We start from the raw sequence: 17,711 nt of genomic DNA on the forward strand, positions 1-17,711 counted from the left end.
ACGGCTGGCTTAGCCGCCAGCCGTGCGCTTGTCGAGGCGGCGGATTATAAGGAAAGCAATGGATACGCTGACGATCGTCCTCCTCGCCGCCGTCGGGCTGCTGGTGCTGCTTCTGCTCGCGATCCTGCTGCGCCAGGGCGGCAGCAGCCGCGAGGCAGAGCAGATGCGCCATCAGCTCGGCCTGGCCCTCAGCCAGCAGGCCGAAACCGTGCAGCGGGTCGAACGTTCGCTGCGCGAGCAGGAACAGGCGCTGAGCAAGGTCGTCCACGAACGGCTGGACCGCACCGAGAAGGCCACCGGCCAGATCGTCACCGACCTGCGCGAGCGGCTGGTCCGTATCGACGAGGCACAGAAGAAGATCGGCGAGCTGTCTACGCAGGTCGTGAGCCTGCAGGAAGTGCTTTCCAACAAGCAGGCGCGTGGCGCCTTCGGCGAAGTGCAGTTGAACGACCTCGTATCGAGCGCCCTGCCGCCTTCGGCCTACGCCTTCCAGGTGACGCTCTCCTCGGGCGTGCGCGCCGACTGCCTGCTGAAGCTGCCGCATCCGCCGGGCCCGATCGCCATCGACGCCAAATTCCCGCTGGAGAGCTACCGCGCGCTGCGTGCAGTGGCACCGGGCGACACCGCAGCTCTGCAGGTCGCGCAACGGGCCTTCCAGCAGGCGATCCGCAAGCATATCGGCGACATCCGCGAGAAATATGTCGGTGTGCCCGGCGAGACCGCCGAATCGGCATTGATGTTCCTGCCCTCGGAAGCGGTCTATGCCGAGCTGCACGCCAATTTCACGGCAATCGTCGAGGAATCCTACAAGGCGCGTGTGTGGATCGTGTCGCCGACCACCATGATGGCCACGCTCAATACGGTGCGCGCCGTCCTGAAGGACGTGCGCATGCGCGAGCAGGCCGGCGAGATCCAGAAGACGGTCGGCCTGCTTCTGGACGACGTGAAGCGTCTCGATGAGCGCGTCGACAAGCTCAAGTCACACTTCGCGATGACGGAAAAGGACCTGCGCGACGTCGACATCTCGGCCGACCGCATCACCAAGCGCGGTCAGCGCATCCTCGACGTCGATCTCGGCGAGGAGCCGACGGCGCTCCCCAAGCCCAAGTAAGGGTTAGCCCCAGGGGCCGCGGCGCGAGTCCTGCTGGGCAGAGCCCCACGGGCTACCGCCCGTCTGCGGGATGCTCGACCGGGCCGGACGCGAGGCGCCGGCCGGCCGCGGGCTGTAGCCGCCGGCCCCTGCCATCGCCTGCAGGCGCGCAATGCGCTCCTCCATCGGCGGATGGGTCGAGAACAGGCTCGACATGCCGCCGGCGGCCGCCAGCGGGTTGGCGATATACATGTGCGCCGTCGCCGGATTGCGCTCCGCCGCCTGGTTGTGGATCTGCTGCGTGCCGGCGTGAAGCTTGGCCAGCGCCGAGGCAAGCCAATGCGGCTGGCCGCAGATCTCGGCGCCCATGCGGTCGGCTTCGTATTCGCGGCCACGGCTGATCGCCATCTGGACCAGCATGGCGGCCATCGGCGCCAGGATCATCGCGGCAATGGCCACGATCGGGTTTACCAGAGGCCGGCCTTCCGAATCGCGGCCGCCGCCCATCAAGCCGCCGAAGCTCGCCAGCATGCCGATGGCACCCGAAAGCGTCGCGGCGACTGTCATGATCAGCGTGTCGCGATGGCGGACATGGGCCAACTCGTGCGCCATCACGCCCGCGATCTCCTCGCGCGAGAGGTTGCGCAGCAGGCCGGTCGTGGCGGCAACGGCGGCGTGTTCGGGGTCGCGGCCGGTCGCAAACGCGTTCGGCTGGTCCTCGTCGATCAGGTAGACCTTGGGCATCGGCAGGTTGGCACGCTGGGCGAGCTGCTGGACGATGCCGAAGAGTTCGGGCGCGGTTTCCGGCCCGACCTCCTGCGCGTTGCTCATGCGCAGCACCATCTTGTCGCTGTTCCAGTACGCGAACAGGTTCATGCCCAGCGCCACGACGAGCGCCAGGACAAGGCCGGATTGGCCACCCAACAGATAGCCCGCGACCAGGAAAAAGCCTGTCAGGCCGGCCAGGAGAAGGGCAGTCTTGAAATAGTTCATGGCCGGATAGATGGTTTCAAACTGTGGCGAAACAAGGCGTGCGCAGGCATCATGACAGTATGACCGAGCCTCAGAAAGCTGCGTCGCAGCCCGCGCCACCCGAGCCTGCCAAGGCCGAGCCGGCCGCGCCCGTCCCGCCCGAGAAGCCGAAGAAGGTCGAGGAGATCGGCGGCCCGCCCGGTCCCGAACCGACGCGCTACGGCGACTGGCAGTTCAACGGCAAAGTGACCGACTTCTAAAATGCGCACCGACATCTTCCACCCCGATTTCAAGGCACAACCCTGGTGGTGGGAGGCGTGGACGCCGAACAACGCCCTGTCGCAGGACCCGCCGGCACGCACCGACGTTGTGATCGTGGGCGCAGGCTATGGCGGCCTCTCTACGGCGCTGGAGCTGCGGCGCAACGGCGTCGGCGCCGTCGTGCTGGAGCGCGGCGATTTCGGGATCGGCGCCTCGACGCGCAACGGCGGGATGATCTCGGGCGGCACCAATCTCGGCAAAGGACTGGGCGGCAAGAGCCCTATCGCCGAAGAGTTCGAGCGGATGAAAGCCGAGCTGATGGGGGCCGGTGCCGACTCGCTCAGCGTGTTGGAAGACATCATCGCCCGCGAGAAGATCGAATGCGGCCTGCACCGCAACGGCCGCTTTGTCGGCGCCTGGACGCCGCGCCACTACGACGACCTCGCGACCAAGGTCGAGACCTACAACAAATACGCCAACGCCGGCGCCGAGATGATCCCGCGCGAGCGCCAGCGTGAGATGATCGCGTCCGACTATTATTTCGGCGGCATGCATGCGACGCGCGCCGGCCATCTGCACCCCGCACTCTATTACAAGGGCTTGCTTGAAGCCGCGCATCGCGCCGGCGCGATCCTGTGCGCCCAGGTCGAGGCGGAGCGGCTGGAGAAGATCGCGAACGGCTGGCGCGTTCTGACCCCTAAGGGGCCAATCGAATGCCGCGAGGTCGTGGTCGCGACCAACGGCTATACTGGCGATCTGACGCCGCGCCTGAAACGCCGCGTCGTGCCGGTGGCGAGCCATATCATCGCCACCGAAGAGCTGCCCGAGCCCGCCAGCAAGCTGATCCCCGAGATGCGGGCAATCGGCGACACCAAGCGGGTGCTGACCTATTACCGGCCCTCGCCCGACGGCACGCGGCTGATCTTCGGCGGTCGCGCACGCTTCACGGCGGCACCGCCAGAAGTGAGCGCTCCGGCGCTCTATCAGTACATGATCGACCGTTTCCCGCAGCTCGACGGCATCCGCATCACCCATGTCTGGACCGGCAACGTCGCCTTCGCGCTCGACTACATGCCGCATATGGGCACCGACCAGGGCGTCCACTACCTGCTGGCCTGCAATGGCAACGGCGTTGCGATGATGACCTATCTCGGCACCGAGACGGCGCGGAAGATCGCCGGTGGGCGCAACGTGCCGGTCAATCCGCTGGATGGCCGCGACTTCCCCGAACACGCGCTCTACAACGGCGATCCTTCATGGTTCCTGCCGATCGTCGGCGCCTGGTACCGCACGCGCGACTGGCTCGATCGGCGGATGGCCGCCTAGCGCACCTGCTTGCGGGGCGAGCGGGGCCGGGGCAAGACTAGTCGCGTGACCCAAGCTCTCCCCGTCTCCCTAGCCGATATCCGCGCCGCGGCCTCCCGCATTGCCGGCGCGGTCGTCCACACGCCCTGCCTGCGCAGCGAGACGCTGTCGCGCATCGCCAAGGCCGATGTCTGGGTGAAGTTCGAGAACCTGCAGTTCACCGCATCGTTCAAGGAACGTGGCGCGCTCAACACGCTGCTGCAGCTCACCGACGATGAACGCAAACGCGGCGTCATCGCCATGTCGGCCGGCAACCACGCGCAGGGCGTCGCCTATCATGCGGGGCGGCTGGGAATTCCCGCTACCATCGTGATGCCGTCCTTCACGCCCAACAACAAGGTGAAGCATACGCGCGATCACGGCGCGCGCGTCGTGCTGAAGGGCGACACGCTGTCGGAATCGGCGGCGGAGGCTCATCGTCTCGCCGAGGCCGAGAAGCTGGTCTTCGTCCATCCCTACGACGACCCGCGCATCATCGCAGGCCAGGGCACGATCGCGCTGGAAATGCTCGAGGACGTGCCCCAGCTCGACACCCTGGTGGTGCCGGTGGGCGGCGGCGGCATGATCGCCGGCTGCGCCGTCGCAGCGCGCGGCCTCAGGCCCGACGTGAAGGTGATCGGTGTCGAATCGGCGGGCTATTCGGCGATGCGCCAGCTCCTGGCCGGCGAGGAAGTCACGGTGGGCGGCGACACCATCGCCGAGGGCATCGCCGTCCGCGACATCGGCAAGGCGCCGCTGGCCATCGCCCGCGCCCTGGTCGATCGCGTGCTGGCGGTCGACGAGGTGGCCATCGAGCGCGCCATCGCCCTGCTCCTCGAAGTCGAGAAGACGGTGGCGGAGGGGGCGGGCGCGGCCGGCCTGGCCGCGCTGCTGGCCCATCCGGAACACTTCACCGGCCGCAAGGTCGGCCTCGTGCTGTGCGGCGGCAATATCGACACCCGCCTGCTCGCCTCCGTGCTGCTGCGCGGCCTGGTGCGCGACGGCCGCATCGTGCGGCTGCGGCTGATGATCGGCGACCTGCCGGGCCAGCTCGCCAGGGTCGCCGGCCTGATCGGCGGCGCCGGCGGCAACATCGTGGAAGTGCAGCATCAGCGCCTGTTCGGCAGCGTCGTCGCCAAGGCCACCGAGCTCGACGTCACCGTCGAAACCCGCGACCGCGGCCATGCCCGCGAGCTGGTCCAGGCCCTGGAGACGGAAGGTTTCAAGGTGCGGGTGCTCGAAGGCGCGGACGCGTAAATCCGCCGCTTTGCCCCCACTGGGGCGCGGGCTAAAAGACCGGCCATGTCCGCCGCCACCCAATACGTCCCCTCGCCCACGCCCGACCTCGCCAGGATCGAGCGCGCTCTGATCTCCGTTTCCGACAAGGAGGGCCTGGTCGAATTGGGCAAGGCGCTGGCCGCCCAGGGGGTCGAGATCCTCTCGACCGGCGGCTCGGCCAAGTCGCTGCGCGACGCCGGCCTCAAGGTCATCGAGGTCAGCGACCACACCGGCTTCCCCGAGATCATGGACGGCCGCGTGAAGACGCTGCAGCCCTCGATCCATGGCGGCATCCTGGCCCGCCGCACCGACGCCGGGCACAAGAAGGCGATGAGCGATCACAAGATCGCCGGCATCGACCTCGTGGTGGTGAACCTCTACCCGTTCGAGGCCACGGTGGCGCGCGGGGCGGACTTCCCGACCTGCGTCGAGAACATCGACATCGGCGGCCCCGCCCTGATCCGCGCCTCGGCCAAGAACCACGACTTCGTCACGGTCGTCATCGATCCGGCCGACTACAAGTCCGTGCTCGACGAGCTGCAGGCGCACAAGGGCGCCACGACGCTCGGCCTGCGCCGCAAGCTTGCGGCCAAGGCGTATGCCCGCACCGCTTCCTACGATTCGGCCATTGCCAACTGGTTCGCGCAGCAGGAAGGCGAGACCTTCCCCGAGCGGCTGACCTTGTCGGCGGCGCGCGTGCAGACCTTGCGCTATGGCGAGAACCCCCACCAGAAGGCCGCCTTCTACAGCGACGGCAGCAACCGGCCGGGTGTCGCCACGGCGCGCATCGTCCAGGGCAAGGAACTCTCCTACAACAACATCGGCGACACGGAAGCGGCCTACGAATGCGTGGCCGAGTTCAAGGAACCGGCGGTCGTCGTGGTAAAGCACGCCAATCCCTGCGGCGTCGCCGTCGCCAAGAATCAGTACGACGCCTACCTCAAGGCCTATGCGTGCGATCCGGTCTCTATCTTCGGCGGCATCGTCGCGGTCAACACCACGCTCGAAGCGAAGACGGCCGAGGACCTGTCCAAGCTCTTCCTCGAAGTCGTGATTGCCCCCGACGCGACGCCCGAGGCGCTGGCGATCCTCGAGAAGAAGAAGAACGTGCGCGTGCTGCTGGCCGGCACCCTGCCCGACCCGACCACCGCCGGCATGACCCTGAAGAGCGTGGCCGGCGGCTATCTCTTCCAGACCCGCGACAACGGCCATGTGAAGAAGAGCGACCTCAAGGTCGTGACCAAGCGGTCGCCGACGGCACAGGAACTCGATGATCTCCTGTTCGCCTTCACCGTCTGCAAGCATGTGAAGTCGAACGCCATCGTCTACGCCAAGGACGGCGCCACCGTGGGCGTCGGCGCGGGCCAAATGAACCGTCGCGACTCCTCGCGCATCGCCGCCATCCGCGCCGCCGAATCGGGCGAGATGGCCAAGCTGGCGCAAAGCCCGGCGATCGGCAGCGTGGTCGCCTCCGACGCCTTCTTCCCCTTCGCCGACGGCCTGCTGGCCGCCGCCGAAGCCGGCGCCACGGCGATCATTCAGCCCGGCGGCTCAATGCGCGACCAGGAAGTGATCGACGCCGCCGACGAAAAGGGCCTCGCCATGGTCTTCACCGGCATGCGCCACTTCCGCCACTGACGCTTTCGGGTCAGCGCACCTTCAACTGCCTGGCCGACGCCATCGCTTTGCGGCGGGCTTCGGCGACACTACGGCCGGTCGCCAGCGCCACGGCCATGCGGCGATGGCCTTTGACCTCCGGCTTGCCGAAGATGCGCACCGACGTACCGGGCTGGGCCAGCGCCTTGGCAAGGCCGGTGTAGGTTGGATCGGCAATATTGCCGTCGGCCAGCACGGGCACCGACGCGCCGGGCATACATGTGATCTGCGGGATCGGCAGACCGAGGATGGCGCGGACATGCAGCTCCATCTCGCTCATGTTCTGCGACACCATCGTCACCATGCCGGTGTCGTGCGGCCGGGGGGACAGCTCCGAGAACCAGACCTTGTCGCCCTTCACGAACAGCTCGACGCCGAACAGGCCGCGGCCCTTGGCGCCGCACAGCTCGTTCACGACCTTCTTGGCGATGTCGCGGGACTTCTTCAGCGCCGCCTTGGACATGGCGTGCGGCTGCCAGCTCTCGCGATAGTCGCCATCGACCTGGACATGGCCGATCGGGTCACAGAAGGCGAAGCCGCCCTCGTGGCGCACGGTGAGCTGGGTGATCTCGTAGTCGAAGTCGATGGCGCCCTCGACGATCACCAGGCCGGTGACCGCACGTGTGCCTTCCATCGCGTACTTCCAGCTCCTGGCGATGTCCGCCGGCTTGCGCGCCACGCTCTGGCCGTGGCCCGACGACGACATGGTGGGCTTGATGAAGCAGGGGAAGCCCACGGCCTCGGCGCCGGCCTGCAGCTCTTCGAGGCTGGCGGCGAAGCGATAGGGCGAGGTCGGCAGCTTGAGCTTTTCGGCGGCGAGCTTGCGGATGCCGCGGCGATCCATGGTGAGCTGCGCGGCACGGGCCGTCGGGATGACCGTCCATCCCTCCTTCTCCAGCTCGACCAGCGTGTCGGTAGCAATGGCCTCGATCTCGGGCACGATGAAGTCGGGCTGGACCTTCTCGACGATGCGCCGGACCTGCCTGCCGTCCCGCATGTTGAAGACATGGGCGCTGTTGGCCACCAGCATCGCCGGCGCGGCGGCATAGCGGTCGCAGGCGATGACCTCGACGCCGAACCGCATCGCCTCGATGGCGACTTCCTTCCCGAGCTCGCCGGAGCCCAGAAGCATGATCTTGATCGAGGAGGGTTTGAGCGGCGTGCCGAATGTCTTTTTCATGACTCCATATTAGCAGGCGGCTCCGCCTTGCGGCGACGGGTCAGCAGCCGGAAGAACAAAGGCACGAACAGGATGGCGATGAAAGTCGCAGCCAGCATGCCGCCGATCACGCCCGTGCCGATGGAATGCCGGCTGGCCGATCCGGCGCCGGTGCTGGTGGCCAGCGGCAGCACGCCCAGGATGAAAGCCAGCGAGGTCATCACGATCGGCCGGAAGCGCAGCCGCGCCGCCTCCATCGCCGCATCGTAGGCCGAGAGCCCGTCCTGATAGCGCTGCGAGGCGAACTCGACGATCAGGATGGCGTTCTTGGCGGCAAGGCCGATCAGGGTCACCAGCCCGATCTGGAAATAGACGTCGTTCTCCAGGCCGCGCAGCCACACGGCGAGCAGGGCGCCGAACACCGCGAAGGGCACCGCCGTGATGACCGCGAGTGGCAGCGACCAGCGTTCGTACTGAGCCGCCAGGATCAGGAACACCATGACGAGGCCGAACACGAAGCCCAGCCGACCCGAGCCCTGGGTCGCCAGCTCCTGATAGGCCGAGCCCGTCCAGCCAATCGTGTAGTCGTTGGGCAAGGTCGCGGCCACGACCTGCTGCATGGCGGCGATCGCCTGACCCGAGGAGTAACCCGGCGCCGGCCCGCCCAGAATCTTGGCCGATGGAAAGATATTGAACCGATCGACGGTATCGGGGCCGACGACACGCGTCACTGAGACCAGCTCGTTCAACGGCACCATGAGATTGCGGTCGGAACGCACGAAGACCTGCCGCAGATCGTCCGGCTTCTCGCGAAAGTCGGGTTCCGAGGACAGGCTGACGCGATAGGTGCGGCCGAACAAGGTGAAGTCGTTGACGTAGAAGCTGCCGAACGAGGCCTGCATCGTGTCGAAGATCGTATTGATCGGAATGCCGAGCGCCTTGGCCTTCTCGCGGTCGACGTCGATCCGGTATTGCGGCACCGCCGTCGTGAAGGTAGTCGAAACGCCCCGCAGCTCCGGCCGCTGGGCGGCCGCCTGCACGACCTTGTTGGCGGCATCCGAGAGGCTTGCGAGCGTCCCGCCGGAGCGATCCTGCAAGTAGAACTCGAAGCCGCCCGTCGTGCTCATGCCCAGGATCGGCGGCGGGTTGAAGCCGATCACCACGCCATCCTTGAAATTGGCATTCAGCGCCGACAGCGACGGCGCCAGGTTGCGCGCGTCCTGCGTCGGATCCTTGCGTTCCGACCAATCCTTCAGGGTAACGAAGGAAATGCCCGAGTTGGTCTTCTGCGCCAGCGACAGGAGGTCGAAGCCCGAGAAGGTGACGACATTGGCGACCGCCGGATTTTGAATGAGCGCCTCGCTCGCCTTCGCGGTCACCTCGCGCGTGCGTGACAGCGAGGCCGCCGGTGGCAGGGCCGTCACCAGAAAGACGTAGCCCTGATCCTCGTTGGGTACGAGTCCGCCCGGCACGCGCTGATAGAGCGCGACCGCCAGCCCGACGATGATCAACGATCCGGCGATGCCGACCACCGCGCGCTTCAGCAGAAAGGAGACGCCGCCGGCATAGCGGTCGCTCAGCCACTGGAAGCCCGCGTTGAACTTGGCGAAGGGCCACCAGGGTTCGCTATGGCCCGGCTTCAGGATCAGCGCGGCGAGCGCAGGTGTGAGCGTCAGGGCGACAATACCCGAAATCACCACCGAGACCGCGATGGTGACGGCGAACTGGCGATAGAGTTCGCCCGCCAGGCCGCCCAGGAAGGAGACCGGGACGAAGACCGCGCAGAGCACCAGCACGATGGCGATGACCGGGCCCGTCACCTGCTGCATGGCCTTGATGGCGGCGGCGCGCGGCGACAGACCTTCGGTCGCCATGATGCGTTCGACGTTCTCCAGCACGACGATCGCATCGTCGACCACGATGCCGATGGCCAGCACGAGACCGAACAAGGTGAGCATGTTGATCGAGAAGCCAAGCATGTACATGCCGGCGAAGGTGCCGATGATCGACACCGGAATGGCGATGACCGGAATGATCATCGCCCGCACGCTCTGCAGGAAGAGAAACACCACCAGGACCACGAGCGCGATCGCCTCGACGAAGGTGATCACCACCTCCTCGATCGACACCTCGACGAAGCGCGTGGTGTTGAAAGGGATATCGTAGCGCAGCCCTTCGGGGAAGCGCTTGGAGATGCGCTGCATGGCATCCTTGACCGACTGCGCCACTTCCAGCGCATTGGCACCGGGCTGCAGGTAGACGCCGATCGGCACGGCCGGCGCGCCGTTGAAGATCGCCGAGAAGCCGTAAGTGAGCGCGCCCAGCTCGACCCGCGCCACATCCTTCAGCCTGAGCGCGCCACCGATTTCGTCGGACCGGATGATGATGTCCTCGAACTGCGAGGGATCGACCAGCCTCGCGGGCGTCGTTGCCGAGTAGGTGAAGGTCTGCGGGTTCTTCATCGGCTCGTCGCCGAAGCGGCCGGCTGCAAACTGGGAGTTCTGCTCGCGGATCACGGCGGCGACGTCGCCGGGCGTCAGGTTGAACTGCGCGAGCTTGTCGGGCCGAAGCCAGATGCGCATGGAATAGTCCGAGGCGCCGAACAGCGCCGCGTCGCCGACGCCCGGCAGACGGCGCAGCTCGTCGATCACGTTGACCAGCGCGTAGTTGCTGATGAACACCGTGTCGTAGCGCCGCTCGGGCGACGACATGGTCATCACCATCAGGATCGAGGTCGACCGCTTCTGCACCACGACGCCCTGGCGCGTCACCTCGGCCGGCAGCAGCGGCAACGCGCGCTGCACGCGATTGTTGACGTTGATGGCGTTCTGGTCGGGGTTGGTGCCGATCTCGAAGCTGACGGTGAGGCTCATCGTGCCCGAGCCGGTCGAGGTCGAGCGCATGTAGATCATGCGCTCTACGCCGTTGATCTGCTGTTCGAGCGGTGCCGCCACGGTCGAGGCAATTGTCTCGGCGGTGGCTCCGGGATAGTTGGCCGTGACCACGACATCCGGCGGCACGATCTGCGGATACTGCGAGATCGGCAGCGCCCGCATGGCCACCAGCCCCGCCAGCACGATGACGATCGACAGGACGCTCGCAAAAACGGGCCGGTCGATGAAGAACTTGGAGATCACTTCTTCGTCCCGCTTGACGCCCCACCCGCCGGCGGCACGGCCATAGGAACCGGCCGGACCTTGATCCCCGTGCGGACGCGGATCACGCCATCGGAAACAACTCGTTCCCCGGGCTGGAGGCCGCTCTTCACGATCCAGCCGCGTCCGACCTCGCGATCGAGCGTGACCGGACGGGCCGTCGCCACGTCGTCGGCACCGACGACGTAGACAATGGCACCCTGCGGGCCCTGCACGATGGCCGTCTGCGGCACCACGATGGCGTTGGGCATCGTGACGCCGACAAGGTTGACCCGGACGAACTGACCCGGCAGCAGGTCGCTCTTCTCGTTGGGGAACACGGCGCGGACCTGAACCGTGCCGGTGCGCGGATCGACGATGCCCGAGCTGCTGTCGATCTTGCCGTCGATCGGGTGGCGGTCGCCGTTGCCGAACTGGAGCTGCACCGTAACGTCTTCGGGCTTCAGCGGCTGGGCCCGCTTCTCGTTCACCTCGCGCAGCTCGCGCTGCTCGCTGTCGGTGGTGGTGAAATAGACGTAGGCCGGATCGAGCTGCGTGATCCGGGTCAGCAGTGTCTGCTGCGGCTGGATCAGCGTGCCCTCCGGCGGCGAGGCTTCGATGCTGGTGAGGCCCGAGATCGGCGCGCGGATCACCGTGTATTCGAGGTTGAGTTCGGCGGTCTGCACATCGGCCTTGGCCGATGCCAGCGCCGCCGTCGCCTGCTCGCGGGCCGCCGTCGCATCTTCCAGAGCCTTTTGTGTCGAGACTTTCTGCGCCGCCAGGCCTTGGATGCGCTGATAGTTCTCCGTCGCCTGGGTGAGCGTGGCCTGCGCCTGCGCGACCTGCGCCTTGGCGCGCGCCAGGGCTGCCTCGAAGCTGCGCGGATCGATGCGGAACAATACGTCCCCCGCCTTCACCGGCTCGCCGTCGACGAACTCGCGTTTCTGGAGGAAGCCGCCGACCTGGGAGCGGATTTCGACGACGCGGAAGCCGGCCACCCGGCCGGCATAGTGCAGCGGCAACGGCACCTCGGCCGTCTTAACCTGAACGACGCCGACTTCGGGCGGGGGCGGCGCGGCGGCAACCGGTGGCGCCTTGGTTTCGCGGAAAGCGAACCAGTAGACCGCGCCGGCTGCAATCGCGAGCAGCAGGAGGACCGCCACCATGCGGCCGGCAAAAGCACCACTCTTCATTGCACCGATCCGACGGAGAAGGCTTGCGGCAACACGCTGACGTCGAGCGGCAGGCGCCCGATGGTCTCGCCGTCGAGATCGACCAGGGTGTCGCCGTCAGCCTCGAAGCTGAAGGACCGGCCGCGGCTCATTCTCACCAGGGGATGGTGAATGTGCCCGCCGCTGTAGGTCTTGGGCAGGATGCTGAAGAGGACGGTAGATTTCGACACGTCACCCAGTTCCACGAGATCCAGCACACCATCGTCGAACGCCGCGCCCGGCGCCAGCTTCATGCCGCCCCCGCCATTCTCGGTGTTGGCCACCATCGCCGTGAACAGACGCCTTTTGCCCATAGCGACACCATCCACGACAACCGCGACCTCCCTGTTGCGATAACCCAGAGTGACCACGGGCGTCATCAGAAGGTAGGCAATCTCGCCGAGCTTCTTCACCCAGCGCGACTGCGACGTGCGATGGCTGATCGACGCGGCGGCGCCCAGCGAGACGATCAGATAGCCAAAGCGCTCCATCGGCCGGCCATCGAGGCCCGTGCAACGGACGCGCAGCAGATCGATCGTCCGGCGGCCGCTGGCGGCGGCGGAATCATAGGCAAGCTCGGGACGGGCAAGGTGGCCGAGCGCCCGGCAAAGCTCATTGGCCGTACCCGCCGGCACCGGACACAGCACCGCGTCGGGCACGTCGAGCTTGCCCGAGGAATCGAGCAGGCCGTTCAGGGTCTCGTTCACGGTGCCGTCGCCGCCAACGGCCACGAAGCGGCGCGCGCCTCGGGCCAGCGCGGCGCGGGCGAGCGATGTCGCGTGGCCTGGGGCTTCGGTGAAGGACGGCTCGAGCGGACCCAGACGCTTCTCGAGTTCGACCTTGATCGCGGGCCAGCGCCTGCCGGCGCTGCCCTTGTTGGCCATGCGGTTGACGATAACCGCTGTCTTCATTCCGAAAGACTAGGCCAACGCGTCGTCGATCGCACTCCCCAGGCGGTCCACGATCTCGCCGATCTGATCGGACGTGACGATGAAGGGCGGCGCCAGCAGCACATGATCGCCGCGCTGGCCGTCGATCGTGCCGCCCATGGGATAGACCATCAGCCCGCGCGCCATCGCCGCCTTCTTGACCTTCGCATGGAGCTTGCGTGCCGGATCGAACGGCTCCTTGGTCGAGCGGTCCTCGACCAGCTCGACGGCCTGGAACAGGCCACGGCCGCGAATGTCACCGACATGCGGATGGTTACCGAAGCGCTCGCCGAGCCGTCGCTGCAGCAGCGCGCCCATCGTGCGCACGTTGGCCAGGAGATTGTCGCACCGGATCGTCTCCTGCACGGCAAGGCCCGCGGCGCAAGCCAACGGATGGGCCATGTAGGTATGGCCATGCTGGAAGAAGCCGCTGCCGCCCGCGAAGGCGTCGTAGATGTGCCTGCCGAGCAGCACGGCGCCAATTGGCTCGTAGCCGCCGCCCAGGCCCTTGGCGATCGTCATCAGGTCGGGGGCAATGCCCTCCTGCTCGCAGGCATGCAGGGTGCCGGTGCGGCCCATGCCGCACATCACCTCGTCGAGAATCAACAGCACGCCGTGGCGGTCGCAGATCTCGCGAATGCGCTTGAAGTAGCCGGCCACCGGCGGGACCGCGCCGGCCGTGGCACCGACCACCGTCTCGGCGACGAAAGCCATCACCGTCCTGGCGCCGAGTTCCAGGATCTTGGCCTCCAGCGCATCGGCGGCGCGCCGGCCATACTCCTCCTCCGACTCGCCAGTCCGCTGGAAACGGTAGGCGAAGCAGGGATCTATGTGGTGCGTTTCGATCAGGAGCGGCGAGAAAGGCGCGCGCCGCCATGCGTTGCCGCCCGCCGCCAGCGCGCCCAGCGTATTGCCGTGATAGCTCTGCCGCCGTGCGATGACGTGGCGGCGCTGTTTCTCGCCGCGCTCGGTGAAGTACTGCCGCGCCATCTTAAGCGCGGCCTCGACCGCTTCGGATCCGCCGCTCACCAGATAGACGTGGCTCATGCCCTTGGGGGCGTCCGCGATCAGCCGGTCACCGAGTTTCTCGGCCACCTCGGTAGTGAAGAAGCCGGTATGGGCATAAGCCAGCTTGTCGAGCTGCTCGTGCAGCGCCGCCGTGACGGCAGGATGGCCATGTCCGAGACAGGAGACGGCCGCGCCGCCCGAGGCATCGAGGTAGCGCTTGCCGGTGCTGTCGACGATCTCGATGCCCGATCCGCCGGCCGCGACCGGCAGAGTGCCGCCGATTTGGCGATGAAGGATATGCGTCATGATCTAGGCTCCTTTGGCGCCCGACGCGGCAGGTGGACCCCGAACGCGGTGAGTTGCGTCTCGGTGCGCTGCAGCGCCTCCAGCGCCTTGTGGCCGCTGCGACCCGCCACCAGCGCCGCGAGGATCTCCGCGACCGCGAGCAGCGGCGTCACCGTATGAAAGAAGGACGGGCTTTCGGTCGGCACCAAGATGACCGTGCTGGCGAGCCGGGCGAGCGGCGAGACCGCGCTGTCGGTCACCGCCACCAGCGGCACGCCTTCGGTCGCCGCGTAGCGCGCCGCCTCGACGGTGGCGCGCGCGTAGGGTTCGACGCTGGCGGCCAACACGACGTCGTCGCGGCCGGCGTCGCGGATGGCATCGAGGCCGGTGCCGCCGGCATCGTCCAGCATCACCGTCTTGTCGCCCAGCAGCGACAGCATGTAGTGGAAGTGCCAGGCCGCCGCGTGACAGGCGCGCAAGCCGAGGCAATAGACGCGACGTGCGCGATGGAGCCGGCCCGCGGCGTCGGCCAGACGCTCCAGAGCTTCGGGCTCGGCCAGCCGCGCGATCTGGCGCGACAGGGAAAGGGCCATGTCGGCCGCCAGCGCCCGCTCGCCGCGCAGATGCTGCTGCTGGACCTGGACGCCGGCCTTGCCGGCGAAGCCCAGCGTCCCGGCGCGGACGGCACCGGCATAGAGCGCCCGCACCTCGTCATAGCCTTCGAGGCCGAGACGCTTGGCCAGCCGCGTCATGGTCGCGGCCGGCACGCCCGCCCGGCGGGCCTGTTCACGCATCGACAGCAGGGCCACGTCGTCAGGCTTGTCGAGGACGTAGCGCGCCGCAGCCTGGAGCTGCGGCGGCATGGTCTCGAAGGCCTCCACGATGGTCGCGTTGAGGGGCCCCGCAGTCATTGCCGGCCTGTCAAATCAACGCAGCGGCAGCGGGTACATCAACCCACCCTTGGTCCACAGCGCATTGGCGCCGCGGTCGAGCTTGAGCGGGCTGCCCTGACCGACATTGCGCTCGAAGCTTTCGCCGTAGTTCCCGATCTGCTTGATGATGTTGTAGGCCCAGTTCTCTTCGAGCTGCAGGGCCTTGCCATTGCCCGGCGTGACGCCCAGCAGGCGCTGCACCGTGGCATCGGTCGACTTGAGCTGCTCGTCGACATTGGCCTTGGTGATGCCGCGCTCCTCGGCTTCGAGCATGGCGAACAGCGACCAGCGCACAACCGCGTTCCAGACATCGTCGCCGCGACGGACGAACGGCCCCAACGGCTCTTTCGAGATGAGCTCCGGCAGGGTCATGTAATCGGCCTGCTTGCCGCGGGTGGCCAGCGCCGAGGCGAGCGCGGACGAATCCTGGGTCATGGCATCGCAACGGCCGCTGAAGAACGCCTCGTACATGACGTCCTGGCTTTCGAAGACGACCGTCTTGATCTGGAGGTTACGGGCCCGGAACCAGCTCGCCATGTTGAACTCGTGCGTCGTGCCCTGGGCCACGCAGATCGTGGCGCCGGCCAATTCCGCGAGGCCTTTCACGCCCAGCTTCTTCGGCACCATGAACGCCTGGCCGTCGTAGAAATTGACTCCCGAATACTGAATACCGAGTCCGGCATCGCGCTGGAGCGTGATCGTCGAGTTGCGCAACAGGACGTCGATCTCGCCGGACTGCAGGGCAAGGAAGCGCTGCTGCGCCGAGAGCGGCACGTACTTGGCCTTGGTGGCGTCGCCCAGCACGGCAGCCGCCACAGCATTGCACATGTCGACATCGAGACCGGCCCACTTGCCCTGGCTGTCCGGCAAAGAGAAGCCGCCCAGGCCGACATTGACGCCACAAATGATGTGGCCGCGCTTCTTCACCGTCTCCAGAGTCGACTGAGCAAAGGCCGTCGACGCGACGACGAGCGAGACGCCGGCTGCGACACCGGCCACAAGGAGTCGTTTGAGGTCGAGCATCAATTCCCCCACGGAAAGTAAAGATCGCCACGGGTACCGCTTGCCGCGGCCATTCGCAACGGTTGAATCTTTTATGATCTAGATAATCCGTTTGGATCATTTTCCCTTAGGAAAACTAAGGTGAAAATGCCTGCATTGACGGCACATCTTTTGCGAGTGTGACCAGCACGACATAGCGCGCCGTCAAACCTGCGCCGCAATTGACAGAGGGCTGATGGGCAACCACATCTCGCCCTCGCGCCGCTGAATTTTTCGCGGGGGAGTCCAGCTTGTCACTTCATCGCCGTTTGCTGGCTGCCGCCGGCCTACTCTTCGTTGCTTCGTCGATAGCCTTCGCCCAGGGCGGACCGCCGGCCATGCCGGTGGGCGTCGCCGAACCCGTGGCGAAGCGTGTCACCCAGTGGGACGAATTCTCCGGCCGCTTCGAGGCCTTGGCCTCGGTCGAGGTGCGGGCCCGTGTCTCGGGCTTCATCGACAAGCTGCACTTCCGCGACGGTCAGCTGGTGAAAGCCGGCGACCTGCTGTTCACCATCGACCAGCGCCCCTTCCGGATCGCCGTCGAAAGTGCGCAGGCCGAGGTCGCTCGCACCAAGGCGCAGGTCGATCTGGCCGACCTGCAGGTCGATCGCGGTGCGTCCTTGATCAAGTCCAGGACCATCACCGACCAGGAGTTCGACACCCGCAAGGCCAATCTGAGCGTCGCGAACGCCCAGCTGAAGTCCGCGGAAGCGGGGCTCAAGACCGCGGAACTCAACCTCGAATGGACCGAGGTACGGGCGCCGATCAGCGGTCGCATCTCGGACCGCAAGGTCGATGCCGGTAACCTGATCGCCGGCGGCCAGAGCGGCGCCACCCTGCTCGCCACCATCGTCACCCTCGATCCGATCCGCTTCGTGTTCGATATTTCCGAAGCCGATCACCTGCGCTACTCGCGCCTCGTCCTGTCGGGTGCGCTCGCCTCCTCGCGCGACGGCGACAATCCGGTACGCATTCGGCTCGCCGACGAAACCGAGTGGACCCGCAAGGGCAAGATGGACTTCGTCGACAATACGATGACCGCGCGCTCGGGTACGATCCGCGGCCGCGCCCTGGTCGACAACAAGGACCAGCTTCTCACGCCCGGCATCTTCGGCCGTCTGCAGCTCTTTGGCGGCGAGTACGACGCGCTCCTGATCCCTGACTCCGCGATCGTCTCCGATCAGTCGCGCAAGATCGTGTTCACCGTCGGCAAGGACGACGTCGTGCAGGCGAAGCCTGTGACCCTGGGCCCCATCGTCGACGGGCTGCGCGTGATCCGCAGTGGTTTGGCGCCGACTGACCGGGTCGTACTCGACGGCCTCGCCAATCCGTTTGTGCGGCCCGGCGCGAAGGTCGTCCCGCAGAAGTCAGAGATCGTCGCCAAAGCCGGTTAAGACCTCCTCCTTCAGAG

14 protein-coding genes are annotated in these 17,711 nt (G+C 66.8%); 6 read left to right on the forward strand and 8 right to left on the reverse strand.

Annotated elements, in window-relative coordinates:
* Positions 1–58: 58 nt before the first annotated feature.
* The gene (locus BN60_RS24175; protein ID WP_020698753.1) at positions 59–1,111 is read left to right on the forward strand and encodes a DNA recombination protein RmuC; all 1,053 of its coding nucleotides are present in this window, start codon (positions 59–61) and stop codon (positions 1,109–1,111) included.
* Between the two features lie 3 nt (positions 1,112–1,114).
* Here the strand turns inward: BN60_RS24175 and htpX are convergent, their stop codons facing one another.
* Entirely contained in the window at positions 1,115–2,083 is a 969-nt protein-coding gene (htpX, locus tag BN60_RS24180) for a zinc metalloprotease HtpX (protein WP_020698754.1), read from the reverse strand.
* A gap of 59 nt (positions 2,084–2,142) precedes the next feature.
* Here htpX and BN60_RS24185 point away from each other — a divergent pair, with 59 nt between their 5' ends.
* The 4 genes from BN60_RS24185 to purH are packed head-to-tail and all read left to right on the forward strand — an operon-like array spanning position 2,143 to position 6,583.
* Positions 2,143–2,322: a DUF1674 domain-containing protein gene (locus BN60_RS24185; RefSeq protein WP_020698755.1), complete on the forward strand. Its 180-nt coding sequence runs from the start codon at positions 2,143–2,145 to the stop codon at positions 2,320–2,322.
* A 1-nt stretch (position 2,323) separates the two neighbouring features.
* Positions 2,324–3,649, forward strand: a complete 1,326-nt coding sequence (locus BN60_RS24190) for an NAD(P)/FAD-dependent oxidoreductase (RefSeq protein WP_020698756.1) — start codon at positions 2,324–2,326, stop codon at positions 3,647–3,649.
* A 45-nt stretch (positions 3,650–3,694) separates the two neighbouring features.
* The gene (locus BN60_RS24195) at positions 3,695–4,924 is read left to right on the forward strand and encodes a threonine ammonia-lyase (RefSeq protein ID WP_020698757.1); all 1,230 of its coding nucleotides are present in this window, start codon (positions 3,695–3,697) and stop codon (positions 4,922–4,924) included.
* 45 nt (positions 4,925–4,969) lie between these two features.
* Positions 4,970–6,583: a bifunctional phosphoribosylaminoimidazolecarboxamide formyltransferase/IMP cyclohydrolase gene (purH, locus tag BN60_RS24200; protein ID WP_020698758.1), complete on the forward strand. Its 1,614-nt coding sequence runs from the start codon at positions 4,970–4,972 to the stop codon at positions 6,581–6,583.
* A gap of 10 nt (positions 6,584–6,593) precedes the next feature.
* Here purH and purT read toward each other — a convergent pair whose 3' ends face one another.
* The 7 genes from purT to BN60_RS24235 are packed head-to-tail and all read right to left on the reverse strand — an operon-like array spanning position 6,594 to position 16,282.
* Positions 6,594–7,781, reverse strand: a complete 1,188-nt coding sequence (purT, locus tag BN60_RS24205; protein WP_020698759.1) for a formate-dependent phosphoribosylglycinamide formyltransferase — start codon at positions 7,779–7,781, stop codon at positions 6,594–6,596.
* Positions 7,778–10,894 (reverse strand): efflux RND transporter permease subunit, encoded by a 3,117-nt coding sequence (locus BN60_RS24210; RefSeq protein WP_148283561.1) that lies wholly within the window; start codon positions 10,892–10,894, stop codon positions 7,778–7,780. Before BN60_RS24210 ends, purT begins: the two co-directional genes overlap by 4 nt.
* Positions 10,894–12,087 (reverse strand): efflux RND transporter periplasmic adaptor subunit, encoded by a 1,194-nt coding sequence (locus BN60_RS24215; protein ID WP_020698761.1) that lies wholly within the window; start codon positions 12,085–12,087, stop codon positions 10,894–10,896. Before BN60_RS24215 ends, BN60_RS24210 begins: the two co-directional genes overlap by 1 nt.
* A complete protein-coding gene (locus tag BN60_RS24220) occupies positions 12,084–13,016 on the reverse strand; it encodes a diacylglycerol/lipid kinase family protein (protein WP_020698762.1) in 933 nt (310 codons plus the stop codon). Before BN60_RS24220 ends, BN60_RS24215 begins: the two co-directional genes overlap by 4 nt.
* A gap of 9 nt (positions 13,017–13,025) precedes the next feature.
* The gene (locus BN60_RS24225) at positions 13,026–14,348 is read right to left on the reverse strand and encodes an aspartate aminotransferase family protein (protein ID WP_020698763.1); all 1,323 of its coding nucleotides are present in this window, start codon (positions 14,346–14,348) and stop codon (positions 13,026–13,028) included.
* Positions 14,345–15,238, reverse strand: coding sequence for a MurR/RpiR family transcriptional regulator (locus BN60_RS24230; RefSeq protein WP_020698764.1), 894 nt, complete (start codon positions 15,236–15,238; stop codon positions 14,345–14,347). Before BN60_RS24230 ends, BN60_RS24225 begins: the two co-directional genes overlap by 4 nt.
* Positions 15,239–15,253: 15 nt before the next feature.
* Entirely contained in the window at positions 15,254–16,282 is a 1,029-nt protein-coding gene (locus BN60_RS24235) for an amino acid ABC transporter substrate-binding protein (RefSeq protein WP_020698765.1), read from the reverse strand.
* A 269-nt stretch (positions 16,283–16,551) separates the two neighbouring features.
* On the opposite strand from BN60_RS24235, the gene BN60_RS24240 reads away from it, so the two are divergent.
* Positions 16,552–17,694: an efflux RND transporter periplasmic adaptor subunit gene (locus tag BN60_RS24240; RefSeq protein WP_043284306.1), complete on the forward strand. Its 1,143-nt coding sequence runs from the start codon at positions 16,552–16,554 to the stop codon at positions 17,692–17,694.
* The last annotated feature ends 17 nt before the right edge of the window (positions 17,695–17,711 follow it).

The sequence above is a fragment of the Reyranella massiliensis 521 genome, from assembly GCF_000312425.1.
In the GTDB taxonomy this organism is placed as follows: Bacteria; Pseudomonadota; Alphaproteobacteria; order Reyranellales; family Reyranellaceae; genus Reyranella; species Reyranella massiliensis.